The 18,962-nt window shown below is 63.3% G+C and carries 16 protein-coding genes; 2 read left to right on the forward strand and 14 right to left on the reverse strand.

The features are described 5' to 3' along the window. The first annotated feature begins 261 nt into the window (after positions 1 to 261). Positions 262 to 1,554, forward strand: a complete 1,293-nt coding sequence (locus tag FCL40_RS10450) for a DASH family cryptochrome (protein WP_136853243.1) — start codon at positions 262 to 264, stop codon at positions 1,552 to 1,554. Further along, positions 1,551 to 3,095 carry a cryptochrome/photolyase family protein gene (locus tag FCL40_RS10455; protein ID WP_136853244.1) on the forward strand — a complete coding sequence of 515 codons (1,545 nt, stop codon included), beginning with the start codon at positions 1,551 to 1,553 and terminating at the stop codon, positions 3,093 to 3,095. The genes FCL40_RS10450 and FCL40_RS10455 overlap by 4 nt, the downstream gene beginning before the upstream one ends. A 318-nt stretch (positions 3,096 to 3,413) precedes the next feature. On the opposite strand, the gene FCL40_RS10460 is transcribed toward FCL40_RS10455, so the two are convergent. The 14 genes from FCL40_RS10460 to FCL40_RS10525 all read right to left on the reverse strand — a co-directional run bounded on the left by FCL40_RS10460 (position 3,414) and on the right by FCL40_RS10525 (position 18,872). Next, entirely contained in the window at positions 3,414 to 3,644 is a 231-nt protein-coding gene (locus FCL40_RS10460) for a hypothetical protein (RefSeq protein WP_136853245.1), read from the reverse strand. Between the two features lie 150 nt (positions 3,645 to 3,794). Further along, positions 3,795 to 5,096 carry an inosine/guanosine kinase gene (locus FCL40_RS10465; protein WP_136853246.1) on the reverse strand — a complete coding sequence of 434 codons (1,302 nt, stop codon included), beginning with the start codon at positions 5,094 to 5,096 and terminating at the stop codon, positions 3,795 to 3,797. 146 nt (positions 5,097 to 5,242) lie between these two features. Beyond that, positions 5,243 to 6,229 carry a ferrochelatase gene (gene hemH, locus FCL40_RS10470; protein ID WP_136853247.1) on the reverse strand — a complete coding sequence of 329 codons (987 nt, stop codon included), beginning with the start codon at positions 6,227 to 6,229 and terminating at the stop codon, positions 5,243 to 5,245. Positions 6,230 to 6,378: 149 nt separating this feature from the next. Continuing rightward, on the reverse strand, positions 6,379 to 7,023 hold the full coding sequence (gene adk / locus FCL40_RS10475; RefSeq protein WP_136853248.1) for an adenylate kinase: 645 nt from the start codon (positions 7,021 to 7,023) through the stop codon (positions 6,379 to 6,381). Positions 7,024 to 7,271: 248 nt separating this feature from the next. Beyond that, positions 7,272 to 8,126 carry a tetratricopeptide repeat protein gene (locus FCL40_RS10480; RefSeq protein ID WP_136853249.1) on the reverse strand — a complete coding sequence of 285 codons (855 nt, stop codon included), beginning with the start codon at positions 8,124 to 8,126 and terminating at the stop codon, positions 7,272 to 7,274. Positions 8,127 to 8,173: 47 nt separating this feature from the next. Next, positions 8,174 to 10,081 carry a molecular chaperone HtpG gene (gene htpG / locus FCL40_RS10485; RefSeq protein ID WP_136853250.1) on the reverse strand — a complete coding sequence of 636 codons (1,908 nt, stop codon included), beginning with the start codon at positions 10,079 to 10,081 and terminating at the stop codon, positions 8,174 to 8,176. Between the two features lie 1,522 nt (positions 10,082 to 11,603). Then, positions 11,604 to 12,434 carry a hypothetical protein gene (locus FCL40_RS10490; protein WP_136853251.1) on the reverse strand — a complete coding sequence of 277 codons (831 nt, stop codon included), beginning with the start codon at positions 12,432 to 12,434 and terminating at the stop codon, positions 11,604 to 11,606. A 163-nt stretch (positions 12,435 to 12,597) separates the two neighbouring features. Next, positions 12,598 to 13,197, reverse strand: a complete 600-nt coding sequence (gene recR, locus FCL40_RS10495) for a recombination mediator RecR (protein WP_136853252.1) — start codon at positions 13,195 to 13,197, stop codon at positions 12,598 to 12,600. After that, the gene (locus FCL40_RS10500) at positions 13,197 to 13,526 is read right to left on the reverse strand and encodes a YbaB/EbfC family nucleoid-associated protein (RefSeq protein ID WP_136853253.1); all 330 of its coding nucleotides are present in this window, start codon (positions 13,524 to 13,526) and stop codon (positions 13,197 to 13,199) included. The genes recR and FCL40_RS10500 overlap by 1 nt, the downstream gene beginning before the upstream one ends. 71 nt (positions 13,527 to 13,597) lie before the next feature. Further along, complete coding sequence (dnaX, locus tag FCL40_RS10505) at positions 13,598 to 15,967, reverse strand: DNA polymerase III subunit gamma/tau (RefSeq protein WP_136853254.1); 2,370 nt, start codon at positions 15,965 to 15,967, stop codon at positions 13,598 to 13,600. 112 nt (positions 15,968 to 16,079) lie between these two features. Further along, positions 16,080 to 16,625 carry an adenine phosphoribosyltransferase gene (gene apt, locus FCL40_RS10510; RefSeq protein WP_136853255.1) on the reverse strand — a complete coding sequence of 182 codons (546 nt, stop codon included), beginning with the start codon at positions 16,623 to 16,625 and terminating at the stop codon, positions 16,080 to 16,082. Positions 16,626 to 16,746: 121 nt separating this feature from the next. Next, entirely contained in the window at positions 16,747 to 17,142 is a 396-nt protein-coding gene (locus tag FCL40_RS10515) for a response regulator (RefSeq protein ID WP_136853256.1), read from the reverse strand. 159 nt (positions 17,143 to 17,301) lie between these two features. Further along, on the reverse strand, positions 17,302 to 18,045 hold the full coding sequence (locus FCL40_RS10520; RefSeq protein ID WP_136853257.1) for an HvfC family RiPP maturation protein: 744 nt from the start codon (positions 18,043 to 18,045) through the stop codon (positions 17,302 to 17,304). Next, positions 18,042 to 18,872, reverse strand: coding sequence for an HvfB family MNIO-type RiPP peptide maturase (locus tag FCL40_RS10525; RefSeq protein ID WP_136853258.1), 831 nt, complete (start codon positions 18,870 to 18,872; stop codon positions 18,042 to 18,044). The genes FCL40_RS10520 and FCL40_RS10525 overlap by 4 nt, the downstream gene beginning before the upstream one ends. Between the last annotated feature and the right edge of the window lie 90 nt (positions 18,873 to 18,962).

Consider the following 18,962-nt stretch of genomic DNA (forward strand, 5'->3'; position numbering starts at 1 on the left):
GCCGCCCCCTGAGCCCGCCCAGGGCCACCCTGTTGTATTTTTTCAATCCCACCCCAAATTCACCACTGAAGGTAATTCACTTGCAAGCCAAAAGAGACGGCCTCGCCGCCGGCCCCAACCATGCCCGGCGTTTTTTTGCCCCATTGAGGCACCACCCCGCGCCAGCGAGGTCAATAGGAAAGGAGAGAGCCGTTTGCTAACCTCACCGTAGGCACTGAAGGAAGACAGGCATTCACTCCGTCATTACACAGTGGAGCCGACATGGCAACCTTGGTTCTGTTTGAACATAACCTGAGACTGGATGACAATCCCCTTGTCCTGAGAGCCCGCGAGCTGGCGCAACCCACGCTGTGCGCGGCGCTGGGAGAGCTCCCCGGTCAGCCCGGCCCCTATGGCCTAGTGCGGACGGGAGAACGCCGCCAGCACTTCCTCGATCAGTGCCGACAGGAGCTGCACTGGGCCCTGCAGGCACTGGGGCAACGGCTGGTACTGATTCGCCCGCCCCTGCTGTCGGCCCTGGACAGGCTGATAAGGCACCACGGCATCACCCACATTCTCAGGCAGCGTCCCCTGGCCAGCGATGAGGGAAAACTGAGCGGGGAACTGAGCCGGCGTCACCCCCAGGTCGAGTTGGAGCACCTGGATGGCCACACCCTGTTGGGCCTCGATCAGTTGCCCTTTGCATTGCAGCAGCTTCCCGCCAGCTACAGCGCCTTCCGCCGGGCGGTCGCGGCGGTGGCCGTCTCCCCTCCCCAACCGGCACCGGCCTCCCTGCCCGGCCCAACCCCCGAGGTGACCCCCTGGCCCCATATCCGTCACCACCGGGACCGGCCCTTCGTCGGCGGAGAATCCCAAGGGCAGAGGCAACTGGCTCACTACCTGGACGGCCCCGCCCCGGGTCACTACAAGGAGACCCGGGACCAGTTACAGGGATGGCAAAGCTCGGCCAAGTGGTCCCCCTGGCTCGCCGCGGGTTGCCTGTCCGCTCGACGGATCTGGAGGTCGCTGAGCCACTACGAGCGCTCCTGGGGAGGAAACGACTCCACCGACTGGCTCCGCAGGGAACTGCTGTGGAGAGAGTATTTCCAATGGTACGCCTGCCGCTGGGGCCATCGCCTGTTCCGCTTTACCGGCATCCATCGCCGACGCCCACCGACCCGCTTCCATCCCGGACGCTTTACCCGGTGGTGCCGGGGCTCAACCTCCTTCCCCCTGGTCAACGCCTGCATGCACGAACTCAACGCCACCGGTTACCTCTCCAACCGGGGACGGCAGCTGGTGGCCAGCGCCCTGGTCAATGAACTGCAGCTGGACTGGCGCTGCGGCGCGGCCTATTTCGAGCAGCAGCTGATCGACTACGATGTCGCCAGCAACTGGGGCAACTGGCAGTACATCGCCGGGGTCGGCGCCGACCCCAGAGGCGGGCGCCACTTCGATCTGCAGCAGCAGGCTCGCCGGTTTGACCCTGGCGGCCACTACACCCGGCGCTGGCAGGGATCCCCGCCCCAGGAGGGCATCGAGTCGCAGACAGACCGGCCCGGGGGTTCCGGGTGACCCCCACCTTAAGACTGATATTGGGGGATCAGCTCAACCCCCACCACTCCTGGTATGACCGGGTGGATCAGCAGTGCCTCTATGTGGTGGCGGAGCTGAAGCAGGAGACCGGTTACGTCCGCCATCACCTGCAGAAGGTGGCGGCGCTGTTCCTGGCCATGGAGGCGTTTGCGCGCCACCTGGCCGAGCAGGGTCACCAGGTGGTGCACCTGCCCCTGGATGACACCACCCGCTTCGCGGATCTGCCCGAGCTGCTGACCCACCTCTGTGCCCTGCACGAGGTGGCTAGACTGGAGTACCAACTCCCGGATGAGTATCGCCTGACCCGGCAACTGGCCGATCTCCGCCTGCCCGGCATCGAGATCCGTGGGGTGGAGAGTGAACACTTCCTGCTGCCGAGGGCGCGGCTGAACCAGTACTTCTCCGCCGATCACCCGCTAAAGATGGAGACCTTCTACCGGAGAATGCGCAGAGAGCTGGGCATCCTGATGGACGAGGGCAAACCCAGCGGGGGCCGCTGGAACTTCGACGCCCGAAACCGCCATCCCATCAGCGACGACGAAGCTCGGGCGGTCCCCCAGCCCTGCCTGTTCGCCAATGATTGCCGCCCGGTGCTAGCCAGGCTCAGACGCCATGGTATCGACACCCTCGGCCACTGCCCGGAGCAACTGATCTGGCCGGTCACCCGGCTGCAGGCTCTGCAGCAGTTGCAGCACTTCTGCCGCCATCTGCTGCCGAGATTTGGCCAGTTCCAGGACGCCCTCACCGAAACCGGCCCCCACGCCTGGACCCTGTACCACTCCCGGCTCTCCTTCGCCCTCAACACCAAGATGCTGCACCCCATGGAGGTGATCCGGGCCGCCGTCGCCGCCCACGAATACCACCCGGAAAGGGTCGATCTGGCCCAGGTGGAGGGGTTTGTCCGTCAGATCCTCGGCTGGCGGGAGTTTGTCCGCGGCATCTACTGGAGCCGGATGCCCGGATACGCCAAGGAGAACGCCCTCGGCGCCCGGCGCCCCCTGCCCGGCTGGTTCTGGACCGGCCACACCCGGATGCGCTGCCTGGCCCGGGCCATCGACCAATCGTTGACCCATGGCTACGCCCACCACATTCAGCGGCTGATGGTCACCGGCACCTTCTGCCTGCTGGCAGGGATCGATCCCGACGAGGTGGACCAGTGGTACCTGGGGATCTATGTCGACGCCTTCCAGTGGGTCGAGCTGCCCAACACCCGGGGCATGAGCCAGTACGCCGACGGCGGTGTACTGGCCACCAAACCCTACGCCGCCAGCGCCAACTATCTGAACAGGATGGGCAATCACTGCCAGCGCTGCCCCTATGACCCCAAGCAAAAGAGCGGCGACCATGCCTGCCCCTTCAACAGCCTCTACTGGCACTTTATCCACCGTCACAGCGACCGCTTCGCCCGCCACCCCAGGATGGGGATGATCTACCGCCACTGGTTTGGTCTGGCCCCCAAGCAGCAGGACGCCGTGCTAGAGCGGGCCCGGCAGTGCCTAGCCAGCCTGGAACAGCTGTAACCCAAGCCGAGGTGTGCCAGCCACGGCGACAATATCAACTCGGAGCCGGCATCGACGACCACCAGAATGATGGCATTGAAGCCGATGCGGTGGGAACGCACACCTCGGCGCGCGCCCTCCGTCAGCAAGCGGCCGATACGATACACCGCCAGATTGAGTACCGTCCTGCCGAAGTCCATCTCCAGTGTCTTTATCTCGCCGTCGCTCATCCTAATCCCATGGTGGCCCGAAACCGTCGCACCATGACAGCGACGCCACCGCCACGGCGGCACCGGACAGCCGATTTCCTCCAGCTTTTCACAGTAGCGCCGGCCGTCCTCAGGCGGCGCGGTGCAGGTCGGCGGCCAGGGAGGCGGTCAACCGGGCCAGATCATCGATGGTGAGCTGGTGGCGGTAGTGGACCAGCACCGCCCGCAGGTAGTGGCTGGCCACCATCGGGGAGTGCTTGAGGCCGTAGAGGTGCGCCAGCTGGGTCTGGGTCTGTTGAGCCAGGGCGCTGCAGGGGATGCCGCGCCGGGTCAGCATCTTGAAAAAGGCCCGTCCGTTCATCGTTGCCATCCAGGTGATTGCTCGAAAACGGAGGCATTATCGTCGGCCGGTGTGACAGCGCCATAGCAGAAATAAGACGGTTTGGGTCAGCCGGACGCCAGGCACAAAAAAGCCCGGCACAGGCCGGGCTTCAAGAACTGAGGCGGCGAATTAACGCTCCCAGTAGGCCTCTTCCAGGCTGTCCTCGCGCTCCGGCAGGCCGCGGGAGAGACGCGGAGAGTGCTGGGCCAGCACCTCGTAACTCACCCGGTTGGCGTACTTGCAGATCTGGGCGAAGGAGGAGTAGCACAGGCCATCGTAACGGTGCTTGCTGGAGGTGGGCAGGTTCTTCTTGTGGTAGAAGTTGGCGGCCATGTCGTGCAGCAACGCCGACAGGGCGCCGTCACCGGCGCCGTTGGTGTTGCGGATCTTCTCCGGACCGCCCATGAAGGGGGCAATGTGGGAGAACACCTTGAACGGCTGGTCGCAATCCTCCTTGCGCATGGGGCGGGAGAACTCGAACTGGTTGAACTCGGGAATGGAGCCAGGCAGCAGCGGGTGGCTGGTGGGGCGCTTCACCTCGTCACTGCAGTAGCCCGCCATGTAGAGCCCGGCGGGACCGGCGGTGCACAGCACCAGGTCACACCACTCCAGGGTCTGGTCACAGGCCAGCAGGATATCCCGGTGGCCGGTCAGGGCTTCCGCCTCCTCCTCGTTCATCGCCAGCACATCCACATTTTCGCGGATAAACTCCTGCCACCACTGGGGATCCTCCTCGATCAGGAAGCGGGTTCCCAGGGTCAGTACCACCGGCACCCCCGCCTCCTTGGCATAACCGATGGCGGTCATGGCGGCGTCGGTTATGGGATCGTCGCCGGCCCGCATCAGGTAGGCGGTCAGCACCAGGGCGGCGCCACTCTGCACCAGGGTCTTGTCGATGTAGGCCGGAGTCAGTTTGTCCATCGCCCCCTTGGAGATGGCGAAGGTACGCTCGCCACACTCGCTGATCAGGGTAAAGCAGCGGCCGATGGGGCCGTCCACCGGCTCCAGGTGATTCAGATCCACCCGGGAGGAGGTGGCGCACAGGTAGCGGTAGGCATAGCTGCCAATGAGGATATTGCGGCTCATCACCCCGAACAGTACCGAGCGGTCATCCGCCAGGGTGGAGTAGTTGTGCAGGGTGTTGCCGATGGTGCCGCCGGCGAACTCATTGGTGACCAGCGCCTTCGCCTTCAGTTCCTCGTAGAGGGCGTGAGCGGCGGCGTCATCGATCAGCATGGAGTTGCCTTTGCGCAATCCGTGACGGGCGATAAAGTCGTCATCCACCTTGGCTTCGATGTCCACCAGGGTCTGGTCGATGCCGGTGATGTGGATATTCTTGGGACGAATGACCGGATTCAGTTCATTGGTCAGCGGATCGCGGGCGTCGACAGGAAAATAGTGCTTGGACTTGCGTTGGCCAGGGAATTTCATTGGGCGGTAACCATGGCAGAAAAGTGGCGAAACATCCTTGCTAGTGTAGACCCCGCCTCTCGCAGCTGCGCTCCCTGGCGGGGTGACCCTGCCGGACCCGATGCGGGCCCGGATTGGCGCGGGATTCTAGCAGCTGCGGCGGGCGATTACCAGTTCCTCATCTCGGCCTGAACCAGCTCCGACATCATCTGGATGTGATCCGGTTCGGCATTGAGGCAGGGGATGAATTGGTACTGCTTGCCGCCGGCTGCCATAAACGCCTGTTTGCCCTCGATGGCGATCTCCTCCAGGGTCTCCAGGCAGTCGACGGAAAAGGCCGGGGTGACGATGTCGATGGCGGTCACCCCCTGCTTGGGCAGCGCCTCCAGGGTCTCGTCGGTGTAGGGAGTCAGCCACTCCTCCTTGCCGAAACGGCTCTGGAAACAGGCCATCCACTGCCCCTGGGAGAGACCAAGGTGCTCCGCCACCAGCTCGGCGGTGCGCAGGCACTGACGCTGGTAGATGTCCCCTTCATCCACATATCGCTTGGGCACCCCGTGGAAGGAGAGCAGCAGCTTCTGACCACGCCCATTGTGATTCCAGTGTTTCTGGATGCTGCCCGCCAGGGCGCCGATGTAGGCGGGGTGATCATGGTAGTCACGGATCAGCCGGGTGTGGGGAATGGTGCGCAGCTTGGCGAACTCCGCCGCCAGGCCATCGAACACCGCCCCGGTGGTGGAGCAGGAGAACTGGGGAAACAGCGGCAGCACCACCACCTTGTCGCACCCCTGGGCCTTGAGGCTCTCCAGCCCCTGCTCCAGGGAGGGGGTGCCGTAGGTCATCCCCAGGGCCACCGGCACCTCGGTGCCCAGATCCTGCGCAAGCCTGGCCGCCAGCGCCCGCTGCTGCTCCAGGGAGATCACCATCAGCGGCGATCCCTGCTCTTGCCACACCTTCTGGTAGGCGCGAGCCACCCTGGCGGGGCGAAAGGTCAGCACGATGCCGTTGAGAATCGGCCACCACTGCCAGCGGGGCAGATCGACCACACGGGGGTCACTGAGAAACTGCTTGAGGAAGGCGCGAACCGCGCTCGTGGTGGGGGCATCCGGCGTCCCCAGGTTAACCAGCAGAACGCCGGTGGTGCTGTTGTCCATCGATGAAACCTATCCAAAATTGGCCTGACGCCAGTATACGTTAGAGCGACGGAATTGGTTTAACTGATTGACTGAATTTAAAGCAAAAAAAGCCCGCGATGGGCGGGCTTTTTAGGGATATCACATTTTGTGCCTGGGTCGGCCGCCTCTTAGGAGAGCAACCCGGCAATCTGATCGGATACCTCGGCCACGGCCCGGGTGCCATCCAGCTTGTGGTACTGGTTCAGGCCCTGCTCGGCCGCGGCGCTGTAGTAATCCACCAGGGGCTTGGTCTGCTCATGGTACACCGCCAGGCGCTTACGCACGGTGGCCTCTTCGTCATCGGCACGGATCACCAGCTCTTCGCCGGTGACGTCGTCCTTGCCCTCGACCTTGGGCGGGTTGTACACCACATGGTACACACGGCCGGAGCCGGGGTGCACGCGACGACCGCTCATGCGCTCAACGATCACCTCGTCGGCCACGTCGAACTCGATCACATGATCCACCTTGATGCCGGCGTCCTTCATGGCGTCGGCCTGAGGCAGGGTGCGGGGGAAGCCGTCCAGCAGGAAGCCGTTCACACAGTCTTCCTGTGCAATACGCTCCTTCACCAGGCCGATGATGATCTCATCGGAAACCAGCTGACCTGCGTCCATCACCTTCTTGGCTTCCAGACCCAGGGGGGTGCCTGCCTTGATGGCGGCTCGCAGCATGTCACCGGTGGAGATTTGGGGGATACCATACTTCTCCATAATAAATTGGGCTTGAGTTCCCTTTCCGGCGCCCGGCGCTCCCAACAGGATAATGCGCATTCGACAGTCCTCTTACTATTTCTCTTGACTTCTGATCCGGCGATCTTGGCATAGCCCAGGATGGATGTGAAGGGCCGTTAAGATAGACTTTTGGATAATTCAGCGCGAATGGGAGCACTGACGCTCAAAATTCATTAACATTTATGCCTTTACCACACCGGCAATCAGTGGCAGGGTTATTATACAGGGGCAAAACACTAACAAGCCGAGCATGGGCTCGGCTTGATCATACTGACCTTTTTGCAGCACTAATACAACAGGCTGTACAACTTTCTCCGGTATTGGTTGGCCACCGGGTCGCCCTGGCCCAGGGCATTGACGATGTCCATAAACACCCGGCGGGCCTCGCCATCGGCGGCGGTCATGTTGCCCCTGAGCAGGGCGAACAGCGCCTCCAGGGACTCCTCCTGACGACCGGCCTGATTGAGGGCCACCGCCAGCTCCACCACCACCTGAGGCTGATCCGGATTGGCCTCCAGCTTGGTTTGCAACGCCCGGATCTCCGGGGTATCCGCCGCCTGCTGAGCCAGCTCCAACTGGGCCATCAGTACCCGGTACTGACTGTCCTGATCCGCCATGGGGATGGTGTCCAGCAACCCCTGGGCCTCGCCGGGACGCCCCAGTTGCAGGTAGGCCTCCGCCAGCGCCAGCTTCACCGCACTGTTCTCCTCCAGGGCCAGGGCGTCACGCAGCAGCGGCAGGGCCTGGTCCCACTGCTTCTGCTCCGCCAGCGCCTTGGCCTGCTCCAGCTTCAGCTGCCACAGCTTGGGCAGGTGCTTCTCCAGCATCTGCTCCACCATGGCATCCGGCTGGGGCCCGGCGAAACCGTCGACACTCTGGCCCTGGCTGAGCACCAGCACCGTAGGCAGCGCCTGGATGCGGAAGTAACCCGCCAGTTCCATCTGGGTGTCGCAGTCGACGTTGGCCAGCACAAACTGGCCGGCGCGCTCGCTGGCCAGGCGGGTCAGCAGCGCGGTCACCGGCTGGCACTCAGACGCCTGGGGTGAGAAGAAGTTCAGCACCACCGGGCGGTCCATGGACTGGTCCACCAGTTGCTGAATGTTTTGGGCGTTCGCCTCGAGGATCTGTGCTTGCTGTTGCATATAGGGTCCTGTGGGGCCGGAGGCAGGCTCCGGCCCGGGTTAGGGTGTTACTTGGACAGCTCCAGCCACAGGCTGTTCATCTGTGCCACGAACTGAGAGGGGTCTTCCAGGCTGCCGCGTTCCGCCAGCATCGCCTGGGACAGCAGCAGCTCGGCCCACTTGCCGAAGCGCGCCTCATCCTGCTCCTGCTCCAGCTTGGCCACCAGCGGGTGCTCCAGGTTCAGTTCGAACACCGGCTTCACCTCGGGAACCTCCTGGCCCATCGCCTTCATCATCTTCACCATCTGGCTGGACATGTCCTGCTCTGAGGTGACGATGCAGGAGGGGGAGTCGGTCAGGCGCTGGGAGATCTTCACCTCCTTCACCTTGTCACCCAGAGACGCCTTGAAACGGCTCAGCAGCGCCTGGTGCTCCTCGGCCTGCTTCTCGGCCTCCGCCTTCTCCTCATCGGACTCGGGCAGTTGCAGGTCCCCCTGGGTCACGGAGACAAACTGCTTGCCGTCGAACTCGGTGAGGTGGCTCATCAGCCACTCATCGATGCGCTCGGACATCAGCAGCACCTCGATGCCCTTCTTGCGCAGCAGCTCCAGGTGCGGGCTGTTCTTGGCCGCCTGATAGCTGTCGGCGACGATGTAGTAGATCTTCTCCTGACCTTCGATGGCGCGGCTCAGGTACTCCTCCAGGGAGACGGTCTCGGCACTGGAATCGCTGTGGGTCGAGGCGAAACGCAGCAGCTTGGCGATCTTCTCCTTGTTGGCGTAATCCTCGGCCGGGCCCTCTTTGAGCACGTTGCCGAACTCGCCCCAGAACTTCTGGTACTTGTCGGCATCGTTGGCGGCCATCCGCTCCAGCATGGTCAGCACCCGCTTGGTCAGGGCGGTACGCAGGCTCTGGGTCACCTTGTTGTCCTGGAGGATCTCGCGGGAGACGTTCAGCGGCAGGTCGTTGGAGTCCAGCAGGCCTTTGACGAAGCGCAGGTACTGGGGCATGAACTGCTCGGCATCGTCCATGATGAACACCCGCTGCACATACAGTTTGAGGCCCTGCTGACGCTCGCGGTTCCACAGATCGAAGGGGGCGCGGCCGGGGATGTAGAGCAGCGAGGTGTACTCCTGCTTGCCCTCCACCCTGTTGTGGGCCCAGGCCAGGGGATCCTCGAAGTCGTGGGCGACGTGCTTGTAGAACTCCTGGTACTCCTCGTCGGAGATGTCGGACTTGTTGCGGGTCCACAGGGCGGTGGCCTTGTTCACCGGCTGCCACTGGCCCTCGGTGGCCGGGATGGTCTCCCCGCCCTCTTCACGCTCGGGCTCGCCCTCCTGCCACATCTCCACCGGGATGGAGATGTGATCGGAGTATTTGCCGATGATCGACTTCAGCCGCCACTCATCCAGGAACTCCTTCTCCTCCTCCCGCAGGTGCAGGATGATGTCGGTGCCGCGCTGGGGCTTCTCGATATTGGCCACGGTGAAGTCGCCCTCACCGGCGGACTCCCACTGGACACCGGCATCGGCGTCGAAGCCGGCGGCACGGGAGCGCACGGTCACCTTATCGGCCACGATGAAGGCGGAGTAGAAGCCTACGCCGAACTGGCCGATCAACTGGGAGTCCTTGGCGGCGTCACCGGAGAGTTGGGAGAAGAAGTCGGCGGTGCCGGACTTGGCGATGGTGCCCAGGTGCTCGATCACCTCATCCCGGGTCATGCCGATGCCGTTATCGCTGATGGTCAGGGTACCGGCGTCGGTATCGACGCTCAGGCGCACCCGCAGTTCGCCATCGCCCTGGTAGAGGTCGGCATCGGACAGGGCGCGGTAGCGCAGCTTATCGGCAGCGTCGGCGGCGTTGGACACCAGCTCGCGCAAGAAGATTTCCTTGTTGGAATACAGAGAATGGGTCATCAGCTTCAGCAGCTGGGACACTTCGGTCTGAAAACCATGGGTTTCCTGTTGCACGGACATGCTCTATTTCTCCTGGCAGTCTAGATAAATTCTGTACTCCTTCTCAGATGGGGTCGCTCCCAATGATTTCAACCACTCACACAAGAATTTTAGGGCGCACTGCCCCTTGTTGGCCATTTTTGCGTCAATCCTCGCTTAAAACCGTCGGCTTGCGGTGCGGCGAGGTACCAGTGCTCTGTAGCCGGATGATGACAGCCACTGGACCCTGGCGTTCGCCAGGGAGACGATGGTGCGGGTGAGATTGACAGAACTCTGTTGCTGGCCGCGGTGTTTGCTGACGTTTACTTGATTGTTCCAGCGGTAACTGCAGGTTCGCAAGGTGTTCGCTCAATCCACTGTAGCTTCCCCCAGCACGGTCACTCCGGCGCACGCCGGAGCCCAGTGTCTTGGCTGGCACTGCCGGTGCCTGTGCCGACATGGCCCGGCTGAGCGCCGAGGAATAAAGCCACTGGACCCTGGCGTTCGCCAGGGAGACGAGGGCGTGTAGCGGGATGGGGAGCACCCTGTTGCCGGCTGTTGTGTGGGCCGGGGAGTGTCTGCAGCGGGCGGTCTGCTCAAGGAGGCTGGCACAGTCGCACAGAGTCAGTTCAAGCCAACGCGGCTTCCCCTGGCACAGTCACTCCGGCGCACGCCGGAGCCCAGTGTCTTGGCTGGCACTGCCGGTGCCTGTGCCGACATGGCCCGGCTGAGCGCCGAGGAATAAAGCCACTGGACCCTGGCGTTCGCCAGGGAGACGAGGGTGCGTAGCGGGATGGCGCGCACCCTGTTGCTGGCTGTTGTGTGAGTCGGGGGAGTGCCTGCAGCGGGGGGCAGATCAAGGAGGCTGGCAGATTCGTACAGAGCCAGCTCTCTCCACTGCGGCTCCCCCCAGCACAGTCACTCCGGCGCACGCCGGAGGCCAGTGTCTTGGCTGGCACTGCCGGTGCCTGTGCTGACATGGCCCGGCTGAGCACTGAGGGATGAAGCCACTGGCCCCTGGCGCTCGCCAGGGAGACGAGGGTGCGTAGCGGGATGGCGCGCACCCTGTTGCCGGCTGTTGTGTGAGCCGGGGAGTGTCTGCAACGGGCGGTCTGCTCAAGGAGGCTGGCACAGTCGCACAGAGTCAGTTCAAGCCAACGCGGCTTCCCCTGGCACAGTCACTCCGGCGCACGCCGGAGCCCAGTGTCTTGGCTGGCACTGCCGGTGCCTGTGCCGGCATGGCCCGGCTGAGCGCCGAGGGATAAAGCCACTGGCCCCTGGCGCTCGCCAGAGAGACGAGGGCGTGTAGCGGGATGGCGCGCACCCTGTTGCCGGCTGTTGTGTGAGCCGGGGAGTGTCTGCAGCGGGCGGTCTGCTCAAGGAGGCTGGCACAGTCGCACAGAGTCAGTTCAAGCCAACGCGGCTTCCCCTGGCACAGTCACTCCGGCGCACGCCGGAGCCCAGTGTCTTGGCTGGCACTGCCGGTGCCTGTGCTGACATGGCCCGGCTGAGCACTGAGGGATGAAGCCACTGGCCCCTGGCGCTCGCCAGGGAGACGTTGGTGCTAAGAGATCAGCCACAGGGCGGCGTTTTCATAGACGGAGTCGGACAGCGGCACCACCTGCATCCGTTGCTCAGCCACCGGAATGGAGCTGCCGAAGCGACAACTGACCTTGGTGTTGACCGCCAGTTGATGGGCCCGGGCCAGAATCAGGTCGTGCCAGGGATCCTTCAGCTTCAGGCCCCCCTTGTGCCAACGGAATGGGCCTCCGCGCTCCAGCAGCTGCTCCATCGCCTGACTCATGAATACCGGGCTACCGTTGGCCCGGACGATGGCCAGGGCGGCATCATTGTTGACCCTGTCCGCCTGCCACTGACTCAGCCTTTGGTGCACCTGGTCCGCCAGGGCCAGGGCACTGCGCACCGCGCCGCCCACGTGGGCCGACAGCACGCCAAATCCCGCCTGCTCCCTCGGGGAGTATTGGCTCTGCAGCGCCGTGCGGTTCATGGCAAACAGGGCGGCAGACTCGCTGCCTGGGTAGATCCGGCCAATGGCATGATCCGCCTCCATCCTTCGGTACCAGTGCGACACCGGACTGGTGTCAAGCCGCTGCTTCATCCTGGGGCTCATGCACAGCGCTTCATCGGGACGCTGGCTCACCACCTGGAAACAGGGGTCGAGGTGGATCTGGTCCAGGTAGCCGTGCAGCAGATCGTCCATGCCATGGGTGGTACAGACCAGGTGCGAGCCGTTGCCGGGCTGCCGAACGGAGGAGAGGAGTACCTTGGAGCCGCCAAAGGCGGGAGAGATGCGCTCAAGCAGGCTGTTCCACTGGCCATCGATGGCGCAATCGTAAGCCTGCTCGATTAGGTCGATGAGTACATCGTCGTCCATAACCCAAAAATCCATATTATTCCCACGCACTGTGCGCGGGCGGGCGCCGGGGCGCCCATAGTTATAAAGTGTTAGTAGGAGTGTGGTGCGATTCTCACCTGAGTTTAGACAGCCAAAAAAAATCCCGCCACAGGGGCGGGATTTTTTCTAACTTCATCAGAGGCTAGAGATCGCGACGGCCACTGAGGGACAGGGCCAGGGTGGTGCCATCCACATACTCCAGCTCGCCGCCCACCGGCACACCATGAGCGATGCGACTGACCCGGACACCCCTGCCCTTGCACATGTCGGCGATGTACTGGGCGGTGGCCTCCCCCTCGACCGTGGGGTTGGTGGCCAGGATCAGCTCCTTGGGGGCCTCCTCCCGGATCAGCGCCTCCAGCTTATCCAGGCCGATCTCATCGGGCCCCAGGCCGTCCAGGGGGGAGAGGTGACCCATCAGCACGAAGTAGCGGCCGTCATACTGGCCGCTGGTCTCGATGGCCAGCACATCCGCCGGGGATTCCACCACACAGACCTGGCCGGACTCCCCCCGCTTGGGGTTGGCGCACACCGGGCACAGCGGCTCCTCGGTGAAGGTGCGGCAGCGGTTGCAGTGACCCACATCCGCCATCGCCTTGGTCAGGGCCTCGCCCAGTTTGTGACCGGACACCCTGTCCCGCTCCAGCAGCTGGAACGTCATCCTCTGGGCCGAACGGGGACCCACCCCAGGCAGGCACTGAAGGCTCTTGATCAGCTCATCGACCAGGGGACTGAATTTCATCAGAAGGGCATCTTAAAGCCTGGGGGCAAACCCATGCCGCCGGTCAGGGCAGCCATCTTCTCCTTGGAGGTCTCCTCGACGCGACGAGCCGCATCGTTGCAGGCGGCGGCGATCAGGTCCTCCAGCATCTCCACGTCATCCTCCATCAGGGAGGGATCGATCTCCACGCGACGGACGCTGTGGCTGCCGGTCATGGTCACCTTTACCATCCCCGCGCCGGCTTCGCCGGTCACTTCCATGGCAGCGATCTCGGCCTGAGCCTGCTGCATCTTCTCTTGCATCTGCTGGGCCTGCTTCATCAGGTTGCCCATACCACCTTTACCAAACATATTCGGTTCTCTCTTTACTGGTTGGCGCCATAAAGGGCGTATGTTAACGGATTCATTCCCGTTCGCTAAGCTTATTTATAACTGATCGATTCATCGATGAGTTGTGCATCAAATTCTGCCATCAGCCAGCTGACGCTGGGATCCTCCAGCAGGGTCACCTTGGCCTGGGCCAGCCGCTCCCTATGCAGGCGGCGCCGGATCTCCAGCGGCGTTTCCCGCCCGGGCAGCTCGCCAATCTCCACCTTAAGTTCGATGGGCTGCTGCCACAGCGCCACCATCTTCTCCCGGATCTGTCCCAGCACGCTGTCGTGCATCAGGTGACGCTGCTCCGGTTTGAGCAGCAGGGTCACCCGGTCCTGCTGCCGCTGCATCAGCGAGTTGATCGCCAACTGGCGGGCCCGGGCGGCCACCCCCAGGTCGAAGATCGCCTGATACCAGGCCAGATCCTCCGGGTTGCCAGAGGGGACTGAGCCACTACCGGCTGGCCGAGCCTCAGAGGCGCTGGTCGGCGCCGCCGGCTGAGGGGGTGACGCCTGGGCATTCGCCGGGGGCGGCGGCACCGGCGCTTGCGGCGGCTGCCGTGGCCGCTGGCCAGCCGGCTCGGGTTCGGGCTGGGCGGGCACCTCGTCGGGGTAAGGCGCCGCGGTCTCCTCCTGGGAGGGGCCGGCATACTCGCCATAGGCTTCCAGGGGGATGGACTCCGGGGCATACGCCTGCTGAGTGGGAGCGGGCTTGGCGGCCTCTTTGGCAGGCTCCGCCTGAGCAAATTCAGGGCGGTCCCTGGTCTCAATGGCGGCCTCGGCCTGATCGCTGCGGGCCGGCTCTGCCTGCTGCGGTTTGGCGCTAGCCGCCTTCCCTCCCCTGGGAGCCGCGCTCACCAGGGGCGCCGGCTTTTTTGAGTCCTCCTCCTCGACCTGGCCCATCTGGCTCAGCCGCTCGCGGTTGGCCAGGGCGCGCGCCATAAGGCTCATGGGGCCGCTCGCTGGCTGAGCCTCGGCCGGTTCGGACTGCGGCCGTGCCGCGTCAGGGGCGGGCTCGGATTCGGCGACCGGGGGCTCGGCCGGTTCGGCTGCAGGCTCGACCGACGAACCCGCTTCGGCTTTCGGCTCCTGGGCGACCGGCTGCTGCTGAGGTTCAACCCGGGCCTCCGCGACGGGGGCCCCGCGCAGCTGCTCCGCCTGACTCAGCAGCATCTGCTGCTCTGCCGCCAAGACATCCGGGTCACCGCTGCCCACCTGGGGCATCGGTGCCTGAGCAGGCATGGCAGGCCGGGACTCGGGCGGAACCTGGCCGGCAACAGCGATGGGGGACAGGGCCGCAGGCTGGTCGGTCAGGGATGGGGTCAGCGGCGGTACCTCGGTCACCGGCGAAAACGCCAGGGCCCGCAGCAGGGTCATCTCCAGGCCGCTGCGAGGATCGGGGGCCAGGACCAGGTCGCGTCGCCCCTCCGCCAGCATCTGATACCACAGCTGCACCTGTTCCCGGCTCAGGCGGCTGGCCAGGGGCAGCAGGGCCGCCCCTTGCTCCTGCAGCCTGGCCGCCCCGACCGAGAACTGGGTCATCGCCAGGGCGTGAAGCAGTTCCAGCAGCTGTTTCAGCAGGTCATCGTAATCGGGGGAAAACTGGTCAATCTCCTCCAGGGTAGCCATCACCCCCTGGAGATCCCCGGCAACCAGGGCCTGCAGCAGTTTCAGGCTATAACCGGCGTCCAGGGTACCCAGCATCGCCTGAACCTCGGCCAAAGCCAGGCCGCCATTGCCGTGGGCGATGGCCTGATCGGTCAGGCTCATGGCATCACGGACACTGCCCTCGGCCGCCCGCGCCAGCAGGTTGACCGCTTCGGGGACGAAGGACACCGCTTCCGCCTGCAGCACCCGGCTCAGGTGCTCGGCGATGCGCTCGGCGGGCAGACTCTTGAGGTTGAACTGCAGGCAGCGGGAGAGCACGGTCACCGGCAGCTTCTGCGGATCCGTGGTGGCCAGCAGAAACTTCACGTGTGGCGGCGGCTCCTCCAGGGTCTTGAGCAGGGCGTTGAAGCTGTGGCGGGACAGCATGTGCACCTCGTCGATCAGGTACACCTTGTAGCGGCCACGCACCGGCTGGTACTGGACGTTATCCAGGATCTCCCGGGTATCGTCCACCTTGGTGCGGGAGGCGGCATCGATCTCCATCAGGTCGACGAAGCGGCCCTCGGCGATCTCCTGGCAGGCGGAGCACTGGCCGCAGGGGGTGGCGGTCACCCCCTGTTCGCAATTGAGCCCTTTGGCGAACAGGCGGGCGATACTGGTCTTGCCCACCCCTCGGGTGCCGGTGAAAAGGTAAGCGTGGTGCAGGCGATCCTGCTCCAGGGCGTTGGTCAGGGCCTTGAGCACATGCTGCTGACCAACCACCTCGTCGAAACTGGCCGGGCGCCACTTACGCGCCAGAACCTGATATGCCATGGTATGTCCCGTAAAATCCTTCGAAGGCGATGCTTCGCTAAGAGGTTGATGCTATCACGGGAACCCAGGTACAAAAAAGCCGGGCAGAATGCCCGGCTCGGCTAGAAGACCATCAATCTCCTTCAAACTCGCAGAGTTTGGTGATGGTCAGACCCAGCGCTTCCAGCTTCTGCTCACCGCCCAGGTCGGGCAGGGAGATGACAAAAGCGGAATGTTCCACGATACCGCCCAGGGAGCGGATCAGCTTGACGGTCGCTTCAATGGTGCCACCGGTGGCCAGCAGGTCATCCACTACCAGGACCTTGTCGCCCGCTTCAATGGCATCAACGTGCAGTTCCAGGGTGTCCTGACCATACTCCAGCTCGTAGGACTGGCCGATGGTTTTGCGGGGCAGCTTACCAGGCTTACGCACGGGAACGAAGCCCACGCCCAGGGCGATGGCCAGGGGAGCTCCGAACAGGAAGCCGCGCGCTTCGGTGCCGACAATCTTGGTGATACCTGCATCGCGAAACTGCTCTACAAACAGGTCGATAGACGCGTTGTAGGCCTCGGCATTCTCCATCAGGGAGGTCACATCACGGAACATGATGCCTGGCTTGGGGTAATCCGGCACGGTTTTGATGCTGTCTTTGATCAGCGTCAGTTTATCTTGGTTCATGGTTAAAGGGCTTACCATTTCGCCGCAGATGCGACGGCAAAAAAACAACAAAAAAGCCCACTGCGCTGAAATAAGGTTCAGCAGATGGGCCTTTATGACTACTACCTTTTTCGGCTATAGCTTAAGCAGCTTTAGTTTTGGTTGCAACAGACGGGTGTAACATTTCCGTCGCAATGAGTGCGAGCTTTTGTTCCGTAAGTGGTTTTTCCAACCAAACCGGCACTCCGCACGCCTCCATCTCCTCCTGGAAGGCCGGCCCGGCCTCGGTGGTGAGCAACACTATGGGGATCTGGCGATAGGCCGGGATCTCCCTGAGCATTTGGCACAGGTGGCAACCGTCCATCATCGGCATCACCTGATCGGTGACCACCCCATCCAGTCGCTCGCTCTTGGCAATCAGCAGGGCCTGCATGCCGTTTTCCGCCACCACCACCGACATCCCGGCCACCGTCAGGACCTCCTGGATCCTCGCCCGACTGGCGGCGTTGTCGTCCACCACCAATATGTGCTTGGTCATCGTCTGCACCCGACTGTTCAATCCTGGGCGCAGTCTACGAAACCGCAAGCCAGGAGGGTGTGTCGCAGATCACAACCAAAGAAGCAGATTCGGCGAAATACGATTATGTTTGAAACAATTTCTCGCCAATTCCATGGCAAAGTCTCCCCGGCTCTCAATTTATGAACACGGTTTGACCACCACCCCGGCGCGAGCCATCTGGGCCAGGATCTGGATCACGCCCTGCTCGATCACCTGGGCCTCAAATTGGGGAAACTGGCCCTGCATCGACAGGATCAGCGCGTCGGCACAGACCGGCTGAAGCGGATCCAACGCATCCAGCAGGGCCCGGGTCATGGGGTTGATCGCCATAAAGGCGATATCCAGATCCCGATTCCGGTAGACCAGCAGCAGGGTGTGAGCCGGATCCACCTTAGGGTTGTGACGAGACACCTGATGCACCGGATAGGGGTAGTCCCCCACCTCCAGCACCTGGTTGCGCAACAGTGGCACCCGGTACAGGTCATCGTCTATCGACAGCGGTTGCTGGTGCAGGGCCTCAGGCATCACATCCAGCTTCAGCTCCAGGTATTCATAGGCCGCCAGCGCCTCCAGGTAGGGGGGATCGCAGGGCCTGGGCTCCCACCCCTTGAGGAACAGCAGAAACTCGGCGGCGATATCCACAAACAGCGGCGAGTGGCTGTCGTGACTGGCGAAAAACGCCTGCTGCAGGGCCAGCCACTGTGCCTCTTGGTAGAGGGACCTCAGCACCGGGAAGCCGCTGTCGACAAAGGTGCCGATGTTATTGAGCATCAGTTCGCGGTAGACCGCCATCCTCTCGGCGGGGATCCCCGCGGGCCTGGGGGCGCTCGGATCGCGGATGTGGGCCATGAAGGCGTTCTGGCGTGCCTTGAAATCGTTCATGCGCTCTCCTTGACCCCTTTGGCCTGGCTGGCAATCTGGTGGATGCGGTCGATCTCGGCGACCAGTTCCCGGGTCTGGGGCAGGTTGAAGTCCCGCTCCAGCAGGGTCGGATGGATGCCGTGGCGCTCATAGGCCTTAGCCAGCAGCCGCCAAACCGGGTCAATAACCGGTGCGCCATGGGTGTCCACCGCAAAGTCCTCCGCCTGACGGTAGTGGCCCGCCACATGGTAGTAGGCGGTACGGCCGCCATCGATCCCCTCGAGGAAGGCGTCGGCATCGTACCCGTGGTTGATGCTGTTCACATAGATGTTGTTTACATCCAGCAGCAGCCGACAGTCACTTTCCGCCAGCACCGCATTGATGAAGCTGACCTCATCCATGGTGGCCCCGGGCTCGGCATAGTAGGAGACATTCTCGATGATCAGCGGACGCTCGATGATCTCCTGCACCGTTCGAATCCGCTCTGCCACATGGGACACCGCCTCCTCGGTAAAGGGGATCGGCATCAGATCGTACATGTGGGCGTTGCCAGAGCAGTAGCTCAGGTGCTCGGAGTAGAGCTCGATGCCATGGGTGTCGAGAAACAGCTTTATCTGCTTCACAAAGCCCAGGTCCAGGGGCGCGGGCGCGCCGATGGAGAGGGACAAGCCGTGACAGACAAAGGGGTACTGCTCGGTCAGAGCCCTGAACTTGTGCGCCAGCTTGGGCGGCACCTTCATCCAGTTCTCCGGTGCCACCTCGAGAAAGTTCACCGACGACGGCACGCCATCGAGGATGAACTCATCCACCATCTCCCGCCTCAGTCCCAGTCCGGCCCCTGTAATCATGCTGCTCTCCTTCTCTTCCCGGCTCGGGGGGAGATCGCCATCCCCTTTGAACCTGATTTTCCTCGGGTTCAACAACAAGGCTGGCACACG

Origin of the sequence: Ferrimonas sediminicola, assembly GCF_005116715.1 — a bacterium.
GTDB lineage: Bacteria > Pseudomonadota > Gammaproteobacteria > Enterobacterales > Shewanellaceae > Ferrimonas > Ferrimonas sediminicola.

Bases quoted from the DNA above. Each gene is read 5' to 3' on its own strand.
- FCL40_RS10450 (WP_136853243.1), top strand. From the start codon at position 262: ATGGCAACCTTGGTTCTGTTTGAACATAACCTGAGACTGGATGACAAT.
- FCL40_RS10460 (WP_136853245.1), bottom strand. From the start codon at position 3,644: ATGAACGGACGGGCCTTTTTCAAGATGCTGACCCGGCGCGGCATCCCC.
- FCL40_RS10465 (WP_136853246.1), bottom strand. From the start codon at position 5,096: ATGAAATTCCCTGGCCAACGCAAGTCCAAGCACTATTTTCCTGTCGAC.
- hemH (WP_136853247.1), bottom strand. From the start codon at position 6,229: ATGGACAACAGCACCACCGGCGTTCTGCTGGTTAACCTGGGGACGCCG.
- adk (WP_136853248.1), bottom strand. From the start codon at position 7,023: ATGCGCATTATCCTGTTGGGAGCGCCGGGCGCCGGAAAGGGAACTCAA.
- FCL40_RS10480 (WP_136853249.1), bottom strand. From the start codon at position 8,126: ATGCAACAGCAAGCACAGATCCTCGAGGCGAACGCCCAAAACATTCAG.
- htpG (WP_136853250.1), bottom strand. From the start codon at position 10,081: ATGTCCGTGCAACAGGAAACCCATGGTTTTCAGACCGAAGTGTCCCAG.
- FCL40_RS10490 (WP_136853251.1), bottom strand. From the start codon at position 12,434: ATGGACGACGATGTACTCATCGACCTAATCGAGCAGGCTTACGATTGC.
- recR (WP_136853252.1), bottom strand. From the start codon at position 13,197: ATGAAATTCAGTCCCCTGGTCGATGAGCTGATCAAGAGCCTTCAGTGC.
- FCL40_RS10500 (WP_136853253.1), bottom strand. From the start codon at position 13,526: ATGTTTGGTAAAGGTGGTATGGGCAACCTGATGAAGCAGGCCCAGCAG.
- dnaX (WP_136853254.1), bottom strand. From the start codon at position 15,967: ATGGCATATCAGGTTCTGGCGCGTAAGTGGCGCCCGGCCAGTTTCGAC.
- apt (WP_136853255.1), bottom strand. From the start codon at position 16,625: ATGAACCAAGATAAACTGACGCTGATCAAAGACAGCATCAAAACCGTG.
- FCL40_RS10515 (WP_136853256.1), bottom strand. From the start codon at position 17,142: ATGACCAAGCACATATTGGTGGTGGACGACAACGCCGCCAGTCGGGCG.
- FCL40_RS10520 (WP_136853257.1), bottom strand. From the start codon at position 18,045: ATGAACGATTTCAAGGCACGCCAGAACGCCTTCATGGCCCACATCCGC.
- FCL40_RS10525 (WP_136853258.1), bottom strand. From the start codon at position 18,872: ATGATTACAGGGGCCGGACTGGGACTGAGGCGGGAGATGGTGGATGAG.